The 20,288-nt window shown below is 40.7% G+C and carries 12 protein-coding genes; 2 read left to right on the plus strand and 10 right to left on the minus strand.

The window, feature by feature from the left end; all coding sequences use genetic code 11:
* Positions 1 to 53 precede the first annotated feature (53 nt).
* From ABFU83_RS06670 to ABFU83_RS06700, 7 genes are read right to left on the minus strand one after another with little or no spacing between them, the layout of a single operon-like run.
* Positions 54 to 413, minus strand: a complete 360-nt coding sequence (locus ABFU83_RS06670) for a nuclear transport factor 2 family protein (protein WP_347069764.1) — start codon at positions 411 to 413, stop codon at positions 54 to 56.
* Positions 406 to 1,344 carry a UDP-3-O-(3-hydroxymyristoyl)glucosamine N-acyltransferase gene (locus ABFU83_RS06675; RefSeq protein ID WP_347069766.1) on the minus strand — a complete coding sequence of 313 codons (939 nt, stop codon included), beginning with the start codon at positions 1,342 to 1,344 and terminating at the stop codon, positions 406 to 408. Before ABFU83_RS06675 ends, ABFU83_RS06670 begins: the two co-directional genes overlap by 8 nt.
* 51 nt (positions 1,345 to 1,395) lie before the next feature.
* A complete protein-coding gene (gene efp / locus ABFU83_RS06680; protein WP_136401396.1) occupies positions 1,396 to 1,962 on the minus strand; it encodes an elongation factor P in 567 nt (188 codons plus the stop codon).
* Between the two features lie 43 nt (positions 1,963 to 2,005).
* On the minus strand, positions 2,006 to 2,791 hold the full coding sequence (gene lpxA, locus ABFU83_RS06685) for an acyl-ACP--UDP-N-acetylglucosamine O-acyltransferase (RefSeq protein WP_136401395.1): 786 nt from the start codon (positions 2,789 to 2,791) through the stop codon (positions 2,006 to 2,008).
* 11 nt (positions 2,792 to 2,802) lie between these two features.
* Positions 2,803 to 4,191, minus strand: coding sequence for a bifunctional UDP-3-O-[3-hydroxymyristoyl] N-acetylglucosamine deacetylase/3-hydroxyacyl-ACP dehydratase (locus tag ABFU83_RS06690; RefSeq protein ID WP_136401394.1), 1,389 nt, complete (start codon positions 4,189 to 4,191; stop codon positions 2,803 to 2,805).
* 27 nt (positions 4,192 to 4,218) lie between these two features.
* Complete coding sequence (gene lpxD / locus ABFU83_RS06695; protein WP_300491921.1) at positions 4,219 to 5,235, minus strand: UDP-3-O-(3-hydroxymyristoyl)glucosamine N-acyltransferase; 1,017 nt, start codon at positions 5,233 to 5,235, stop codon at positions 4,219 to 4,221.
* A 24-nt stretch (positions 5,236 to 5,259) separates the two neighbouring features.
* Entirely contained in the window at positions 5,260 to 6,501 is a 1,242-nt protein-coding gene (locus ABFU83_RS06700) for an HD domain-containing protein (protein WP_347069770.1), read from the minus strand.
* A 271-nt stretch (positions 6,502 to 6,772) separates the two neighbouring features.
* Here ABFU83_RS06700 and ABFU83_RS06705 point away from each other — a divergent pair, with 271 nt between their 5' ends.
* Together ABFU83_RS06705 and ABFU83_RS06710 are read left to right on the plus strand one after the other, a co-directional pair.
* Complete coding sequence (locus ABFU83_RS06705; RefSeq protein ID WP_347069772.1) at positions 6,773 to 7,894, plus strand: hypothetical protein; 1,122 nt, start codon at positions 6,773 to 6,775, stop codon at positions 7,892 to 7,894.
* 356 nt (positions 7,895 to 8,250) lie between these two features.
* Positions 8,251 to 8,889: a helix-turn-helix domain-containing protein gene (locus tag ABFU83_RS06710; RefSeq protein ID WP_136401390.1), complete on the plus strand. Its 639-nt coding sequence runs from the start codon at positions 8,251 to 8,253 to the stop codon at positions 8,887 to 8,889.
* A 47-nt stretch (positions 8,890 to 8,936) separates the two neighbouring features.
* On the opposite strand, the gene ABFU83_RS06715 is transcribed toward ABFU83_RS06710, so the two are convergent.
* From ABFU83_RS06715 to ABFU83_RS06725, 3 genes are read right to left on the minus strand one after another with little or no spacing between them, the layout of a single operon-like run.
* The gene (locus ABFU83_RS06715) at positions 8,937 to 10,874 is read right to left on the minus strand and encodes an OmpA family protein (RefSeq protein ID WP_347069774.1); all 1,938 of its coding nucleotides are present in this window, start codon (positions 10,872 to 10,874) and stop codon (positions 8,937 to 8,939) included.
* A gap of 11 nt (positions 10,875 to 10,885) precedes the next feature.
* Positions 10,886 to 11,815, minus strand: a complete 930-nt coding sequence (locus tag ABFU83_RS06720; protein ID WP_347069776.1) for a type IX secretion system membrane protein PorP/SprF — start codon at positions 11,813 to 11,815, stop codon at positions 10,886 to 10,888.
* 49 nt (positions 11,816 to 11,864) lie between these two features.
* Positions 11,865 to 19,664 (minus strand): gliding motility-associated C-terminal domain-containing protein, encoded by a 7,800-nt coding sequence (locus ABFU83_RS06725; RefSeq protein ID WP_347069778.1) that lies wholly within the window; start codon positions 19,662 to 19,664, stop codon positions 11,865 to 11,867.
* Positions 19,665 to 20,288 lie beyond the last annotated feature (624 nt).

The following is a 20,288-nucleotide window of genomic DNA, read 5'->3' on the forward strand; positions in this document are numbered from 1 at the left end:
TAATCGAAGAAAGTTTTTTCAAACTTTTATCGGCTAATTTTTATTTTTTTCGCCTAGTTCAACTGGCTCATCTGGTAAACCTTATAGAGCTTATCGTCTTTGAGTTCACAGATGACCATAAAATGCGCCAAAATCATCTCTTCATTCGGGTTTTCAATAGGCGCTACATAATGGGTATACTGTAGCGATACCTTATCATTGTCTTCCAGAATATGATTGATTTCGATCCTTGACGCGACATACGATTTACTTAACTCTGTTGCCAGTTCCAGTAAATCCTGTTTGTCCAGTTGTAAAAAGCCTTTGGAACTATGCCAGTTAAAAATGATTCCATCGTGTAGAAATTCTTCCATTAAACTTCTGTTTAACGGTCCATTTGACAGATAAAATTCTTTAACCCGCTCCTTATTCATTTTTATTGATTTGTGTTAGAATTTGTGGGATCTTTTTCACATAAGCAAGCTGTTTTAGTTTTTCCCTTGACTCTTCAGCCGGGTAACCAAAATAAACTTTACCACCTTCCAGTGATTTCGAAACTCCGGACTGTGCCAGAACAACCGCTTTTTCACCTATGGTAATACCACTGGTAGTTCCCACTTGTCCCCAAAGTGTTACTTCATCTTCAATAATCACACATCCGGCAATTCCGGTTTGTGCCGCGATAAGACATTTTTTACCAATCACCGTATCGTGTCCGATATGTACCTGGTTGTCTATTTTAGCGCCTTCGCGAATGGTTGTATCACCGGTAACACCTCTATCAATGGTACATAAAGCTCCGATGCCAACGTTATTTTCGATGACCACACGACCGCAGGAAACCAACTGATCAAATCCTTCCGGACGTTTTTTATAATAGAAAGCATCCGCGCCCAAAATACTACCGGCATGGATAATCACATTATCACCGATTACCGTATCGTCGTATAAGGTAACATTAGGATGAATCAGGCAGTTTTTACCAATTACTACATTATTCCCGATAAAACAGTTCGGTTGAATTACGGTACCTTCACCAATAACAGCGGTATCCGAAATAGCAACTCCTGTTGCTTTAAACGGTTTAAAGTGACGTGATAATTTATTAAAATCGCGGAACGGATCGTCCGACAATAAAAGGGCTTTCCCTTCAGGACATTCCACTTCTTTATTAATCAGAACTATTGTGGCAGCCGATTGTAATGCTTTGTCGTAATATTTCGGGTGATCCACAAAAACAATATCACCCGGTTCAACCACGTGAATCTCATTCATTCCCATAACCGGGAATTCAGCATCACCTACAAATTTACAATCAATTATCACAGCGATTTCACGTAAAGAATAGGTTCTTGTAAATTTCATACTATTGTAAGATAAAATTGGGCAATATAAAATTGCCCAATAAAAATAAAATTATTCTTTAACCCGTTCCATATAAGAACCGGTAGCGGTGTCGATTTTAATTTTGTCGCCTTCGTTAATAAACAAAGGAACGTTAATCGAAGCTCCTGTTTCTACTTTTGCCGGTTTGGTGGCATTGGTAGCCGTATTTCCTTTAACTCCCGGTTCTGCATAGGTTACTTCCAATACTACAGATGCCGGCATATCTACTGATAATGGTGCTTCCGTTTCGGCATTGATCTGAACCATTACATTTTCTCCTTCTTTTAATAAATCCGGAGCATCAAGGATGTTTTTATTTAAAGCAATCTGCTCATACGTTTCCACATTCATAAAGTGAAAATCTTCTCCTTCCGCGTATAAAAACTGGAATTTGTGTGTTTCTACCCGAACTACATCAATTTTGTGTCCTGCCGAAAAAGTATTATCCAATACTTTACCGTTGGTTACACTTTTTAATTTTGTTCTTACAAATGCAGGTCCTTTTCCTGGTTTTACGTGTAAAAATTCTACAATTTTATAAATATCATTGTTGAATTTAATACATAATCCGTTTCTAATATCAGCCGTACTCGCCATTTTTTATTTTGTTTGTTTATTTAAAAATCTATTTGCTTACTTATTAATATATACCGGTATACCCTTTCATGACACCTCTTGAAGAATTACGAATGAATAAAATGATCTCATCGCGTTCCGGAGTGGCTTCCATTTCGGCCTCAATAATGCTTAAAGCCTGAGTGGTATTGTAATTTTTCTGGTATAAAATTCTGTAAATATCCTGAATTTCTCTGATTTTTTCAGTAGAAAATCCTCTTCTTCGCAATCCCACCGAGTTGATACCCACATAGGATAATGGTTCTTTTGCTGCCTTTGTAAACGGTGGAACGTCTTTACGCAAAAGCGATCCTCCGGAAATCATGGCATGCTCTCCGATATTGATAAACTGGTGTACTGCTGAAAGTCCGCCGATGATAGCAAAATCGCCAACCGTTACGTGACCTCCCAAAAGTACGCCATTTACAATTATTACATTGTCTCCGATATGACAATCATGTGCTATATGCGCCGTGGCCATAATAAGACAGTTTTTACCTATTTTAGTAACACCGGATGCTATTGTTCCACGGTTTACCGTAACACATTCCCGTACTGTGGTATTGTCTCCGATAATAGCCAAAGAATCTTCACCTCCGAATTTTAAATCCTGAGGAACAGCCGAAATAACGGCTCCCGGGAAAATATTACAGTTTTTTCCAATACGGGCACCTTCCATAATCGTCACATTGGAACCAATCCAGGTTCCCTCCCCGATTTCAACATTATTATGGATCGTTGTAAAAGGTTCAATCACCACATTTTTCGCAATCTTTGCGCCCGGGTGTACGTATGCTAAGGGTTGATTCATACTTTGCTTGTTTAATTCTTTTTCACGATTTGTGCCATCAATTCGGCTTCAGTGACTAATTTTCCGTTGGAATAAGCACTGGCCTGCATATGACAAATTCCTCTGCGGATTGGTGACAACAGGTCTAACTTGAATACCAGTGTATCGCCCGGCAATACTTTATTTTTAAATTTCACATTGTCAATTTTCATAAAGTAGGTCAGGTAATTTTCCGGATCCGGAACCGAACTTAAGATAAGGATCCCTCCGGTTTGTGCCATCGCTTCCACGATTAAAACACCCGGCATAACCGGCGCTCCAGGGAAGTGCCCTACGAAGAAATCTTCGTTCATCGTTACATTTTTCAAACCAACCACATGCGAATCGGACATTTCCAGAATTCGGTCTACCAACAAAAATGGCGGACGGTGTGGCAACATAGACATAATTTTGGTTACATCCATTAAAGGTTCTTTATGAAGATCGTATACCGGAACCTGATTGCGTTGTTCTGTTTTAATAATTTTCGACATTTTTTTCGCAAATTGTGTGTTTACATAGTGTCCTGGTTTATTTGCGATTACTTTCCCTTTGATTCGGGTTCCGATTAAAGCCAAATCGCCAACCACATCCAATAGCTTGTGACGGGCAGCTTCATTCGGGTAATGTAACGTCAGGTTATCTAAAATTCCGTTTGGTTTTACAGAAATTTTTTCTTTTCCGAATGCTACTTTTAAACGCTCCATTGTTTCCTGCGATATTTCTTTATCTACATAAACAATAGCATTGTTCAGGTCACCTCCTTTTATCAATCCGTGTTCCAACAAACTTTCCAGTTCGTGTAGGAAACTGAATGTTCTACAATCTGCAATTTCGGTTTTAAATTCACCGATCGATTTCATGGTAGCATTTTGCGTTCCCAATACTTTGGTTCCGAAATCAACCATAGTGGTTACCTGATATTCGTCGGCCGGCATCACGATAATCTCGCTACCCGTTGCTTCATCGGTATAGGAAATTACTTCTTTTACCACATAAACATTTCGTTCGGCGTTTTGTTCTTCAACACCGGCTTTTTCGATTGCTTCAACAAAATATTTTGATGACCCGTCCATAATTGGCGGCTCTGAGGCATTTAATTCAATAATAACATTATCAATATCACATCCTACTAATGCGGCCAGTACGTGTTCGGACGTCTGGATTTTAACGCCTTTCTTTTCAAGGTTGGTCCCTCTTTGCGTATTTACAACATAGTTGGCATCCGCTTCAATAATCGGTTGTCCTTCCAAATCTACACGTATAAAGGTGTAACCATTATTCACAGGAGCCGGTTTAAAGGTCATGGTTACTTCCTGACCTGTATGGAGCCCTACTCCTTTTAATGAGATTTCGTTTTTAATGGTTGTTTGCTTAACCATGGCTTAAATTTTGGTTTTATTTTGTTGCTATTTTTTTCGTTTTAAATCTTCGATATCTTTTACGATTTTCGGCAGGTTTTTAAAAACCACATAGGATTTGCTGAAATCGCCGTAATTAAACGCCGGACTTCCCTGTATGGTTTCAAAATCTTTTACACTTCGGGATACTCCGGACTGCGCCTGTATCTTAACATTATTCCCTATCGTAATATGACCTACGATACCTACTTGTCCGCCGATCATACAATTTTTACCGATTTTGGTCGATCCGGCTACTCCGGTTTGCGATGCAATTACGGTATTTTCACCAATCTCCACATTATGCGCAATTTGTATCTGATTGTCCAGTTTTACCCCTTTACGAATAACAGTCGATCCTAAGGTTGCACGATCAATTGTAGTACAAGCACCGATGTCGACATTGTCTTCGATGATCACATTACCAATTTGCGGCACTTTATTATAGACCCCTTCTTCGTTTGGTGCAAAACCAAAACCGTCGGAACCAATAATGGAACCCGAATGGATCACACATTTTTTACCGATTTCGGTTTCGGAATAGACGCGTACACCGGCAAATAATATGGTATCATCACCAATCGTTACATTGTCGCCCACAAAACTATTCGGATAAATTTTTACATTATTTCCGATTTTCACATTGGCACCGATATAACAAAAACTTCCCAAATACAGATTTTCCCCATACGTTACATTGTCAGAAATAACCGAAGGCTGTTCGATTCCGGACTTCATCAGTTTTACCTGATTGTAATATTCCAGTAATTTGGAAAAGGATTTATAGGCATCTTCTACTTTAATAAGTGTCGTTGTAAGCTCCTGTTCCGGTTCGAAAGTAGCATTAACGATTGTAATCGTCGCCTGTGTGGTATATATATAATTAAGGTATTTCGGATTGGCTAAAAAAGTTAACGATCCCTCCGTACCTTCTTCTATTTTTGCTAATTTATAGACTTCGGCCGCGGGATTCCCAACAACTACTCCTTCTAAAATACCTGCAATTTGTTCAGCTGTAAATTTCATCCCGACAAAAATATAAAATTTAATTTAATCTAAACTTCCTAAAAGTACTTTTGGAAAACAGATATAATATTTGGTAACCGGTTTGGACAGGGCTTTCAGATTCATTTGGTCGGATGCTTCGACAACATCTTCCACCGTTCGGTCTTTTTTCAGGATCCGAATCGGCTCCCCAGCTTTATTATAGGCCTGATTTTTAATTTTCCCTTTAAAAACAAAATACTCCGCTTCTTTTTCGCTCATCGGATGTATCATTAACCATTTCTTTTTTAGCGCTTCCACTTCCGAATTTTCTACTTTTTCGGACACCATACGAATCTTAAGCAAATCGCGATTAATAATCATTTTACTTAAGGAAGCCAATACATAATCTTCGTGAAATTGCCATGCTTTAATCGCACTCATAATGTCAAAGTCATCCAATTGGGCGAATTTGTCCAGTATATCGTTATCAAAATCCTCTAATGTCACCTTGTGTGTCATAAAAAATTGTAATGGTTTGCTACATTCCGGAACCTGTCCTTTTTGTGCCAGTTCTTTGGCCCGCTTTAATATTTTAGTCAGCGTTAATTCTGCCACCACACTGGTTTTATGTAAATACGCCTGCCAATACATCAGTCGACGTGCACCTAAAAATTTTTCTACCGAATAAATTCCTTTCTCTTCGATAACCAACAGATCGTTCTCTACATTCATCATCTGAATCAGACGTTCGGAATTAATATTTCCTTCGGCTACGCCACTATAAAAGCTATCCCGTTTCAGGTAATCCAAACGATCCATATCCAACTGACTCGAGATAAGCTGCAACATAAACTTCCGGTGATAATCGCCTTTAAATACCTGAATCGCCAAACTTAGCTTTCCTTCAAATTCTTCATTAAGGCGGTTCATAAACAGCATGGAAATCTCCTCATGATGTACATCTTCCACAATACTGTGTTCCATCGCATGCGAAAAAGGACCGTGACCAATATCGTGTAATAAAATGGCGATATACAAAGCCGTTTCTTCCTCATCCGAAATAACAACACCTTTAAAACGCAATACCTGAACCGCTTTTTGCATGATATGCATACATCCCAAAGCATGATGAAAACGGGTATGATGCGCTCCGGGATAAACCAGATACGACATCCCCATTTGCGAAATACGTCGCAAACGTTGAAAATAAGGATGCTGAATCAGGTCGTAAATTAAGGTATTAGGAATGGTTATAAAACCATATATAGGATCATTCAGAATTTTAAGCTTATTGATTTGGCTCACCGTATAATTGAATTAGAGTAACAAATATAAAATAAAAAACAGGAATTTATTTTCAATTTCAATCATATTTCGTGTTACCGCTGTTATACATCCAAAATTAGCCGCGCGAATATTTTTACAAAATACTCATTTTGCGAATAAAAAAGTAAAATTACCTGTTAAAGTAATTGTATTTTTAGCTAAATTAGTAACACTAAATCACATAGTTATACACAAAATGCGATTTATTAGATTTTAAAGATCCATTGTCAACTTCTAATTTTTGCCTAATATGAAATTGTCCCTTCTTTTTATCTTAGCTTTATCTTGTGTTTCCGTATTTGCTCAGGTCGGCATCGGTACTACAACTCCGAAATCGAGTCTGGATATTTCCATCGCAAACAGCCTAACCCCTACAAATACCGATGGAATTTTAGTCCCCAGAGTCAATAATTTTCCGGCTTCAAATCCCAGTGCCACCGGTTTATTGATTTATCTGGACGATACCGATAATAACGATCCGCAACCTGACGGTTTTTATTTCTGGAACAAAACCAAATGGAATTATGTTTCCGGATGGAATTATTATGGCAATGAAGGTACTTCTCCTTCTACCGCTGCCATCGGAGTAGCCGCAAATGGTGACTATATCGGTACAAAAGACAATGCCGATTTTGTAGTTGGAACCAACGGCCTGGAACGACTTCGCATTACGGCTGCCGGAAATATCGCCATCGGAAAAACCAATCCGACCAAACGTCTCGAGATTAATGCCAATAACGATTATGTGAAATTTGAAAATCTTGCCACCAAAACAACCTCTACTAAGACTTTTTTTATGGTGCGTGACGCAAATAACGAGGTCGGTTTATCGGAAGTCGAAAATGTAGCCGGTCAATTAATCCGTATCGGACTCAATACGGCTACTTATGACACTACCGAAAAAGCCATCCGTTTTAAAGATAATAACGACGCTACCGAAATGGGCGGCAACAATTTTATCAATACCGTAACCGGAAGCTCCTTTACCGAAGGTGGCAATCTGACGACTGATAAAGATTTTATTAATTTACCACCCGGAACCTATAAAATCACACTCAAAGCATCCTATACCAACGGTAGTAGCGGCTTATTAAGTCTTTCGACTACCAATAATATCACCTTTCGTTTTTATGTAAACGGAACGGAATACTCCCGTCAGTATTCCAATTTTAATGCTACCGGACTTTTAAGTTTGGGGATTGCAGCCGACTTAGTAAAAAACGATTGTATTTTTACCGACTTCCTTACCCTGACAGCTGCCTCTACTCCGATTTATTTTTCGGTTCAAAACGATGGATCCGTTCCCTATACCATTACCGGAAAATCCGGCAGTGGTTATCGCTCCATTATTCTTGTCGAACGTTTACGTTAGCACTTTTCTCCCATATTTACCTGTTATTTCTTTATGATAAACCTTAAAGGAATGGCATTATTTTTCCTATTTTTCTTATAAAAAATAGCGTCTTGCGATTTTTAGTAAATAATTGTGAAAATTATGTTCCTAAAAACCAAAAAAGTAATTATTTTTGTTCTGTTGTAAAAATTACGGAAAAACCGTAATTCAAATCCAAAATTATTTATATAAGTAAATTAATTCCATTTTACAGCGCTGTTAAAAAAAGAACACCTTATTGTAAAAAAAATAATTTTCCTTACAATCATGGCATATTTTTTGACAAAATAGTTTAGGAACAGTTAATGAATTGATAATTATATTAGAACCTGAAAATGCAAGAGGGAAACATACAAACCGCGAAAAGTATCTTAACGCGTGTTAAAAAGGTCTTTAAAATAAAAACAGATGCACAATTAGCCGAATTACTGAATATTAAGCCGAACACCATCTCCAGTTGGAAGAAGCGAAATACACTCGACTATGAATCCATCATCGCGCAATGTAACAAAGCTAACATTGATCTGAACGAGATTTTCCTTGGAAATGAGAACTTCAACTTTAAGAAAAAAACAACACCAATTATTACGAAAGAGATGCTTTTTCAATATACTACCGGTGATTTAAATCTTGAAAGAAGCGATATTCCAACTATTAATATCCCATTTTTGCAACAAAAGCGTTCGATGGTATTTCAGGTGAATACTTCCGAAATGGAACCGGATATTAAAGAAAATACTTTCGTAATCTGCGAAGAAGCCAGCGCCAACGATATTGCCAGCAATTCGTATGCTGTTTTGATCAGTAAAGAAAAAGGATTGTATATGTCTAAAGTTTTACAAAATGAAACTGACGAATCACAATTAACACTTATATCGCGAAAAGAGTCGATCTTTTCTGCTAAAAATGAGATCAAGAAAGACAAAATAGATGAGATTTGGAAAATAAAAGGTGTTCTTGATATCTTTAATTAAAAAAGGAGTTCCGACTGGAACTCCTTTTTGTTTTTATTAAGTCTAATTTATTTTTCTACGATAATAAAATCGGAACGACGGTTCACCGCATATTCCGCTTCGGTACATTTTACTCCGTTGCGGCATTTGTTTTTTGGTCGCGTTTCGCCATATCCAATCGCACTTAAAATTCGGTCCGGCTCAATTCCGGATTCGATAATATACCGTTGTGTTGCTTTGGCACGATTATCCGATAATTTCAGGTTGTAGGAATCCGTTCCTCTGGAATCAGTGTGCGATTCGATTTTGATTTTTACTTTCGGGAAAGTTCGCATTACATAAACCACGCGATCCAATTCGGTTATCGCTTGTGGTGTAATATCCCATTTGTTGTAATCGAAATAAATCGGATTCACATCAATTTTTTCATTTTTACCATCTTTTACGGTAAAATCTTCCAGTTTCGCCAACTCGAAATCTACTGACAATTTTGCTTCATTTTTAGCATTAGCTACAACCGGTTTATCCTGGTTTGCAAATCCCTCTTTCGAAGCATCGAATTTATAGGTCGCACTACACGGTATCGTGATCTGGTATTTACCATCTTCGCCTGTAGCAGTTTCGAATTTTAAATCGCCAAACGAATCGTATACTTTTATGGCCGCACCGGCAATAGGCAGTTTTGTTTTTGCACTTACAACCGTTCCGGATACAAACTGATTGCATTCGGCTTTTGACTTCGTAAAGAAATAAATATCGTCATCGCCTTTACCTCCGTCACGATTGGACGAAAAATAACCATATTTGGTTTCAGCATCAACGATATAAGAAAAATCATCTCTATTACTATTAATCGGTTCGCCCAGGTTTTTAGGCTCGTCAAAATTTAACTTACCGGAATGTTTGCTTTCGTACACATCCAATCCGCCAAAACCGTAATGCCCGTCGGATGAAAAATACAATACACCGTTGTTGTAATACGGAAACATTTCCCGTCCGATCGTATTGATTTTTGGTCCCAGATTTTGCGGTGTATTAATACTTCCGTCGGCAAAAACTTCGGCTACATAAATATCGGTTTCCCCATATCCGCCCGGCATATCGGACACAAAAAACAACCATTTCCCATCCGGACTTAACGACGGATGTCCAACGCTGTATTCATAACTGTTGAAAAACATTTTTTCGATATTGATCACTTTTCCGTTTTCAATCGTTCCGCGGAAGATCTGGAAGTTGTTCACGCCTTCTTTGTCGTTTTTCAGTTTGTTTTTATTCTTTTTGGTCGCATTGGTTGTATAATAGATCGTTTTTAAATCCGGTGAAAACGTTAAGGTCGCATCGTGATAATTGGAATTGATTTCTTCGTAAAACGGCTTTTCGTTAAACAAAGCACCTGTCGACGCATTTCTATCGGCTACATAAAACGACAGGAAAGGTTGTTCGTTCCAGGAGTATAGTCGTTTGATCAGCTTTCCTCCTTTTTTACTGGACGAATACACCAACTGGTTTCCATAGAAAGTCGATCCAAAATCGGAATACGACGTATTAATTTCCAACGGTACAATTTTATATAGTGATGGTTTCTGTGCCAAACTGTCATTGTATTTCTGCTGGGCATTAAAACTAGCAATCATATCCTGATTTCCTTTTCCTTTCAGGTACTCTTTAGTGATCTTATTCGCATCTTCATAATCGCGTACACCACGAAGTGTCTGCGTATAGCGCAACATATATACTTCGTTCAGGTTTTGCCCCTGTACCGTATATAATTTCTTATACCAGGTTAAGGCTTTACGCATATCACCAAGATAATAGTACGTATCCCCTACATTCATTAACGTTTGTATCGACGGATTGGGTTCCTTTTCCAAATATTCTTCATATGCTTTGGCCGCATCTACATAACACATTCCGTGAAATAGTTTATCGGCGTCCTTAAGCTTTTGCTGAGCATAGGTAAAATGGATACAAAATAACAGACTGAAAAATAGTATTTTCTTCATATACTTCGGTATTAGAAAAATCGTGGTGATTTAATTGCTGATGATTTCGGTGGCAGTTGGAAACGCAGGATGATTTCATGCGTTCCATCGTTGTATTTGTTTAATTTGGTTGTGGAATAATCGAATGCATATCCGATAAAGAAATGATCCAGGAATTGCAATCCGGCCATCGCACTCACCGAGTCGTCCCAACGATAGGAAGCGCCCAACGTAACTTTTTCCTGAATCAGGAAATTTGCCGATAAATCGGCAGCCAATGGTGCTCCCGAAACCGCTTTTAACATTGCGGATGGTTTGAATTTAAGTCCGTCTGTTATATCAAATACATATCCTCCGATAAGATAATAGTGTAGTTTGTCGGCCATTACCGATTCCTGAATGTCATCGTAATAATCCTGTTTGATAAAATTCGGAACGGATGCTCCCAAATACCACTTTTCGCCATATAGGTACAAACCGGCACCGATTAATGGCATGATCTTATTGGAAATATTATTGTTTAACAATACATCATTACTGTCTAAATATCGCCCTTTGGACCAGTCGACATTTAAAACCCTGGCCCCGGCTTTTAAACCGAATGCCAATCTGGCTTTATAGCCCAGATTCAGGGTGTATGAAAAGTTTCCGGAAGCGGACGTCTCTGTAGAGGGACCGATTTTGTCGGCGATTACATTAAGTCCCAAACCGATTTTATCGGATATAGGCGAATGTACGCCCAACGTTCCTGTTCTCGGAGCGCCATCGATCCCAACCCATTGCGAACGGAGCAATAAATTGGCTTCCAGTACTCCGGGCGAACCTGTATATCCGGGATTAATCGTGATGGTGTTGTACATGTACTGCGTATATTCCGGATTTTGTTGTGCTTTTGTCTTTTGAGGCAGCAAAAATGCCGCTCCTAAAAAACTGATGGCTATTAGTTTTATATTGATTCTCATATTGCGTCGTATTTAATTGATAAAAAACTTTGGAAAGGTTATATCATGATTATCTCATGATATAAACCCATCCGGTTTTAACAGTACCTGTATTGTCTCCCGTATCAAAAACATAGTAATATGTTCCCGTAGGTAAAACGGATCCGTCGAACGTTCCGTTGACATTCGAAATTCCTTTCCAGTCGTTTTGGTAATATCTTGTTTTATAAACCAGATTACCGTAACGGTTGAATATTTCTAAGGAGTTATTCGGGAAATGTTCGGCACATTTAATCGTGAATACATCGTTGGCTCCGTCGTCGTTAGGGGTAAATTCGTTGTATACCACCAGACATTTCGGTTCTACTGAAGCACTGGCGGTATTGTTATTCACATCTACATCTACCGGGTCGGAACTCGTTATCGTAGCCGTATTCAAATAGTCGCCTGAGAATAAAACTTTAACAGTAAGTTGTAACGTCGCCACCTGATTGGCATTTAGCGTCGGAATCGTCCAGATTCCGGTATTGTTGTTATAGGTTCCGTTGGAAACTACCATACTTACAAACGCATAACCATTCGGAATTGCTTCGTTTACAATAATATTCTGGAACTGCGCCTGACCTGTATTGGTAACAGTAATCGTAAAGACTACGTTGTCATCAATAAACGGCGTCGGATTGTCTACCGATTTGGTAATCGTGATATCCGAACAATTCGTTACATTCAGGTTCATCGCAGCCGAATTACTGGTACTACATCCGTTGGCATCGTTGTAGGATACACTAACAGTATTGGCTCCGATTTGTGTCCACAGTACGGTAATTGTATTGTCGGTTGTTGTTCCACCGTTTACAATCTGTCCACCGCTGCTTACTACCCATACATAATTTGACATTCCGGTGTTGGTCGTATAGGTCACCTGATCCTGGATACAAGCTGTTGGCGAACCGCCTGTGATGGTTGCCTGTGTTCCATTAAAGAATTGAACCACTACTGCCAATCGGATCGAACTCTGACATCCGGTTACCGGATCAACCAGTACACCATAATAGGTTCCTGCCGTTAATGGTGTGTTGGATGCTACTGCGGTTCCGCCGGTTGGGGCGTTATACCAGATTACTCCGGTTTCGTTTACCTGAATCGACGCTACCGTTGGATTCGCTGTCTGACAGAAGTTTTGAGTTGCATTGTTGGTCGTTGGCGTTGGTGCGTCGTTTATTTGAACCGCAACGGCCAAACGTACCGAACTTTCACAGCCCGATGTTGGATCTACCAATACACCGTAATAGGTTCCCGTTGTTAATGGCGTGGTAGACGCTACTACCGTTCCACCGGTTGCCGCGTTATACCAGATTACTCCGGTTTGATTCACCTGAATCGAGGCTACCGTTGGATTGGTTGACTGACAGAAGTTTTGTGTCGCATTATTCGTAGTTGGCGTTGGCGCATCATTTACCTCAACCGTAACTGCCAATCGGATGGAACTTTCACAACCGGATGTGGCATCAACCAATACACCGTAATAGGTTCCCGTTGTTAATGGTGTGGTAGACGCTACTACCGTTCCACCGGTTGGTGCATTATACCAGATTACTCCGGTTTCATTTGCCTGAATTGACGCTACCGTTGGATTAGTCGACTGACAGAAGTTTTGCGTTGCATTATTCGTAGTTGGTGTTGGCGCATCGTTTACCTGAACCGCTACCGCCAAACGGATGGAGCTTTCACAACCAGATGTGGCATCAACTAATACCCCGTAATAGGTTCCCGTTGTTAATGGTGTGGTAGATGCTACTACCGTTCCTCCGGTTGCCGCGTTATACCAGATTACTCCGGTTTCATTTACCTGAATCGACGCTACCGTTGGATTAGTTGACTGACAGAAGTTTTGTGTCGCATTATTCGTAGTTGGTGTTGGTGCATCGTTTACCTGAACCACAACAGCCAATCGGATGGAGCTTTCACAACCGGATGTGGCATCAACCAATACACCGTAATAGGTTCCCGTTGTTAATGGCGTGGTAGACGCTACTACCGTTCCACCGGTTGCCGCGTTATACCAGATTACTCCGGTTTCATTTACCTGAATCGACGCTACCGTTGGATTGGTTGACTGACAGAAATTTTGTGTCGCATTATTCGTAGTTGGCGTTGGCGCATCATTTACCTCAACCGTAACTGCCAATCGGATGGAACTTTCACAACCGGATGTGGCATCTACCAATACACCGTAATAGGTTCCCGTTGTTAATGGTGTGGTAGATGCTACTACCGTTCCACCGGTTGCCGCGTTATACCAGATCACTCCGGTTTCATTTACCTGAATTGACGCTACCGTTGGATTGGTTGACTGACAGAAGTTTTGCGTCGCATTATTCGTAGTTGGCGTTGGCGCATCATTTACCTGAACCACAACAGCCAATCGGATGGAGCTTTCACAACCGGATGTGGCATCAACCAATACACCGTAATAGGTTCCCGTTGTTAATGGTGTGGTAGATGCTACTACCGTTCCACCGGTTGGTGCATTATACCAGATTACTCCAGTTTCATTTACCTGAATCGACACTACCGTTGGATTAGTCGACTGACAGAAGTTTTGCGTCGCATTATTCGTAGTTGGTGTTGGTGCATCGTTTACCTGAACCGCTACCGCCAAACGGATGGAGCTTTCACAACCGGATGTGGCATCAACCAATACACCGTAATAGGTTCCCGTTGTTAATGGTGTGGTAGATGCTACTACCGTTCCACCGGTTGCCGCGTTATACCAGATCACTCCGGTTTCATTTACCTGAATTGACGCTACCGTTGGATTGGTTGACTGACAGAAGTTTTGCGTCGCATTATTCGTAGTTGGTGTTGGTGCATCGTTTACCTGAACCGCTACCGCCAAACGGATGGAGCTTTCACAACCGGATGTGGCATCAACCAATACACCGTAATAGGTTCCCGTTGTTAATGGTGTGGTAGATGCTACTACCGTTCCACCGGTTGCCGCGTTATACCAGATTACTCCGGTTTGATTTACCTGAATCGAGGCTACGGTTGGATTAGTCGACTGACAGAAGTTTTGTGTCGCATTATTCGTAGTTGGTGTTGGTGCATCGTTTACCTGAACCGCAACTGCCAATCGGATGGAGCTTTCACAGCCTGATGTGCCATCAACCAATACACCATAATAGGTTCCCGTTGTTAATGGCGTAGTGGATGCTACTACCGTTCCACCAGTTGCCGCGTTATACCAGATTACTCCGGTTTCATTTACCTGAATTGAGGCTACGGTTGGATTCGCAGTCTGACAGAAGTTTTGTGTCGCATTATTCGTAGTTGGTGTTGGTGCATCGTTTACCTGAACCGCAACTGCCAATCGGATGGAGCTTTCACAGCCTGATGTGCCATCAACCAATACACCATAATAGGTTCCCGTTGTTAATGGCGTAGTGGATGCTACTACCGTTCCACCAGTTGCCGCGTTATACCAGATTACTCCGGTTTGATTTACCTGAATTGACGCTACCGTTGGATTGGTTGACTTACAGAAGTCCTGCGTCGCATTATTCGTAGTTGGCGTTGGCGCATCATTTACCTGAACCGCAACTGCCAATCGGATGGAGCTTTCGCAATTCGTGGTAGCATTTACCAATACACCATAATAGGTTCCCGTTGTTAATGGCGTAGTGGATGCTACTACCGTTCCACCGGTTGCCGCGTTATACCAGATTACTCCGGCTTCGTTGACCTGAATTGAGGCTATAGTCGGATTAGTCGACTTACAGAAATTCTGAGTCATATTATTGGTCGTTGGTGTTGCGGTATCATTGATCTGAATTACAACATCCTGTAATGTTCCCGGCAAATTCTGACAGGTTGTATTACTTGTTACCGCTACATAATAGGTATACGGACTGTTTGCCGTTGTTAATCCGGTAACGGTTAACGTTCCGTTAGCCGCTATACTATAGGTTACACCATTTACCGTTCCATTGGTAATCGGTTGGTTGATATCATTTGTAAAATACCAGGTAAATACCGGATTCGTCAGCGTACTTGTAGGTTGAATCGTTATCGGAGCCGGATTAACCAGACAGTGCTGTACATCACTTACCGTAATATCAGCAGCAGTCGATGCCGGCAAAATGGTAAAGGTAACCGATCTTCTTTCGGCCGGTAAAGTAGCACAGAATTGATCGGAACTAACACCTACATAATAGGTATAGGTTCCCGGTGCTAATCCGGTTAAGGCTAATGTTGCCGTCGATTGTCCGGCAATTAAAGTCTGATTCGTTCCATCAAAACTATACCAGTAATAGATCGGATTCGTTACCGCAGGTGTACTGTTTAGTTGCGCTGTTAACGTCACAGCACCCGTCGGGCTACAAATGGTTGTAGCATTGCCGGAATTGATCTGTATTCCGGTTAAAGATGCTTGTGGAGAAGTCGCACGAACGGTTATTGTGATTTGTGTTCTTTCCATCACTTCACATCCGCTTCGTACCGGTTGCAGATAGAAATTATGACTGCCAACCGTAAGACTATATGGAATAGTATAGGACGTTCCGCTGGTTACCAGATTACCTCCGGTTGGTGCGTCATACCAGTTAAAAGTCGTACAGTCGATAGGGGCAATTTTCACCTCATCGCCATAACATACTTCGATAATACGATCGCCACCGCTTCCCACAACATCAATTCCTGCTTCACGGGTTACGGAATGAATCTGTAAGGCGTTTAATACACTGGCCGCACCACCAAACCGGATACGAACACGGTCAAAAGCCGGTGATGTTGCATTGGTTATCAAGACAGCTTCTGTTCCTCCGTTTAATAATTGCAGGGTCAGCAGATTACTACTACCATCTAATTCGGATCCAACCGGATTGTTCCCCATATAACGCTGGATACTAAAACCAGCTATAAGTCCAAGATTTAAAACCGTGCTTGGTCGTGACATTCGTACTTTTACCACATCATTTTCCTGTGAGATTGATCGGAATTTCACGGTCAATTCCGATGCTGCTAAAACACCCACTCCGGTTGTCATGGTTGCAAAAGTAGCGTGATTATTATCTACGGCATTCCAGGCATTCGTTACGCCAACCGTACTGGTTAACGCACCAATTCCCAGGTCGATATTGCCATAGAACACATCTTCTACATCACCCGGCTGACAAACTACCGGATCAGCTACTTTATGATAGTAAGCTTCATATATACGGGCACTTTGCGCTACACTTAATACCGAACCGATTTGGATCCGAATACCATCGTAGGCTTTCGGCCCAGTGCTATTGGACGGTACAAAGGTATATTCGAAGTTGTTTTCACCCGGTAACAGGTTTAATAATGTTCCTGATAATTGCTGCAGGGTTCCGATATCAATCGGGTTACCCAAACCATCTCTTTTGGTTCCGATAACCGTTACAGCTCCCAGTAACGCCAATCCGCTAAATTCGCTTCCTACTTTTACAGTAACCGGTGTTCCGGCCGGAATGGTCGTATTCCACTGGATATTTTGCCAGGTTGTACCAATTCCCAATAGTCCCAAACCGGTTGTAATAGTTGAAAACGTCTGTGGATTATGATCAATCGCCAGCGGGCCGTTTGTAACACCTCCGGTGATGATCGATCCGGAAGTTTGTGTATCGGCATAAACACGATCTAAAAATACCTGACAGTTAGCCGGATCTATTACGTTTACCGTTACGGAAAGACTCACCGAACACAGTCCGTTATTGGCTACCGCTGTAAAGGTGTAGTACCCCGCTGTTGTAAACGGACCGGCTACGTTGGACCCTAAAGCCGTTCCGCTTTGGTTGTACCAGGTTACTGTAGCATTAGACGTTGACTGTAAGGTAACCGTACCACCAAGGTTCACTGTGTAGGTTGTAGGGTTTACCTGAAGTGTCGGTAGCGGATTAACCGTTACTACTACCGGTTTACGCACAGAGGCGCAAGCATCGGCCGGATTAAAAGCCTCTATATAATAGGTTCCACTCGTCGTGATATTTGCCGCAACCGCAGCCGTGATTGGGTTATTACTACTATCATAGAAGGTATAGGTTGTCGCTCCTGAAGTATCAAAATTGGTGATGGCATCTCTAAGGTTTACAAAACCACAACCGGAAATGGAAGCCAATACCGTTAATGGTGTTTCGGCCCCCAGCCCTACCTGTACAGCAGCCAGTGTATTGATTGCGTTTTCACACAATCCGGCTACTTCTATCGCGATATAATAATTTCGGGGTGTATTTGAGGCATTTAATCCACTAATAGCAAGTGTTCCGAGTGCATCATTTTTAATATACGTAAGCCCCGGATGTCCGGAAAATCCACTGGTAATTTCCTGTGTCTTGTTCTGATCGGTATAATATTTAAAAACACCTCCTGTTAAACTCGTAGTTGGTGCTACAACAGCCACACCCATACACGATGCGTTTATATTGGCATTAATGGTGATATCCGAAGCTGTTGGCAATGGGTGTACCGTTAATTGTATCGGAACTCTTTCTGAAAGTCGGGCACATCCTATCTGACGGGTAGCTACATAATAAGTAGCACTCGCCGTTACGTTATTCAGTACATACGGCACATTATAGGCTGTAACCGCCAATGGTGTCGTTCCGGTAAGACTGTTAAACCATACCAATTCGTTTGTGGAAGCCGTCGAAGCGGTTAAATTCACTGTTTGACCGCCGCAAGCCGTAATGGCCAGGTTTCCGGCTGTTACTGATGGCTTGGCCGGCGAACGGTACACATCGAATATTTTTACTGTTTTGGTAGCGTTTAATTGTACCAATGAGGAAATTGTTACTTTTACCCGGTCAAAAGCTTGCCCCGGGGTAAATACTACATCTGTTTTTGCTCCGGAACCGAGCAATCCTAAGAGATCGAGATTGAGTAAGGAACCCAAATCCGACGAATAGACAACACTGGTTCCCCGTAAGGCTTCGATCTTAATTCCATCCGAAACACCCAAATTGAGTAACGACGGATCATCGAGTTGTAAAACCAGATGAAACTGATCGGTTGCTGCTGATGGTGTCGCAAAATAAATGGTCTGACTGATTGTTCCCGCTACTGTCAATACCCCCTGACTCACCTGTGAAAAAGTAGTATCACTGTTATCGATAGCATTTTGAGGATTTGCAACTCCGGCGCCACCAACTCCTAATATGTCGACTGTTCCTCCGGTACCATCATAGGAAGTCGCAAAAGCCGGATTACAAACATCACTTCCCGAAAAATGAAAGGCACTGTAAACCCGTAAGGTATTTAGTGTCCCTAATAATAAGGTATTCGTAAGATCTTCTATTTCGATGCTATTATACGCTACACTCGGCGTAATCGCGATGTAATAATTACCGTTAACATCGTATACAAGCCGGGCGTTTTCGTTTGCAAAACCATTAATCGACGAAGCTGTAAAAACAGGCGTTGCATTACCCGTTTCTTTTGCCCGGACTTCAAAATAATGATTGCCAAGTGCCAATGTTCCTGTAAGATTTGCCAACGCACCTCCTAATCCACCTCCAAGAAGTGTATTTAAAAGTGTGGCATCGGTTTGAATTCTTACATAAGATGTGGTTCCTGCCGGGACAGTAGTCGGGAATCCCAGCTCTATCCTACCGGTGTACGAGCCCAAATTAATGGCAATACCACCGTAGGATTCCAGTGTAGCGTAATCGGTTGTACTAACCGATACCGCATTGCCCGGTGCAGCAACATGGCTGTTGTTACCAAGCAGTTGATTAGCATACACATAACTTATCTGTGCATGGGAATCAACTTGAACGAAAAAGAAAAATGCCGAAAAGAGCAGATAGAGCCTTTTACAACATTTTTTCAAGGTAAAATTCCAATTCATAAGCAATAGTTTTAAATTAGGTTGTGCAACTATATAAAGAACTGTCTGACAACTCACAGGAGCTGCCGGAAAGCTATTAATCTTTCATTTATGCTGTCTTGCTACGTGTTAAATAGCTACTTATTCAAACAAAATGGCGATTACTTATAATTTTGGGATTTTGGTTTTCTAGTACCGGATCAAAGGATTCTCTTTCTAAAAACATTAAATATGTTATTTTCCGCTTTAAAATAATCCGGAACAAATGAAATCAATACAATCAATAAATGTAACTTTTTAACACTATTAAAATAAAATTCCAAAAAGCATAAAGGACATATATTGTGAACTTTTATTCCTACACATAAAAGTATTACACATTTTGAGAATATACAAGAAAAAATAAACTTATATATCCAATGTTAAATAAACTCCTACATATTTCAGTAAATACCTGTAAAATAATACTGTATATTTTTAAAAAACAATTATTATCCTTACAAAAATTACCTAAAATCCATTTGCTACAATATTCACAAATTGTGAACATATTTTAAAAAAATCAAAAATTGCGAAAAAATAACAAAATGAGATATTGTTATAATTTTAAGAACTATAATTCCTTACACCCGAAACAAACTATTT

Origin of the sequence: Flavobacterium sp. WV_118_3, assembly GCF_039778605.1 — a bacterium.
GTDB lineage: Bacteria > Bacteroidota > Bacteroidia > Flavobacteriales > Flavobacteriaceae > Flavobacterium.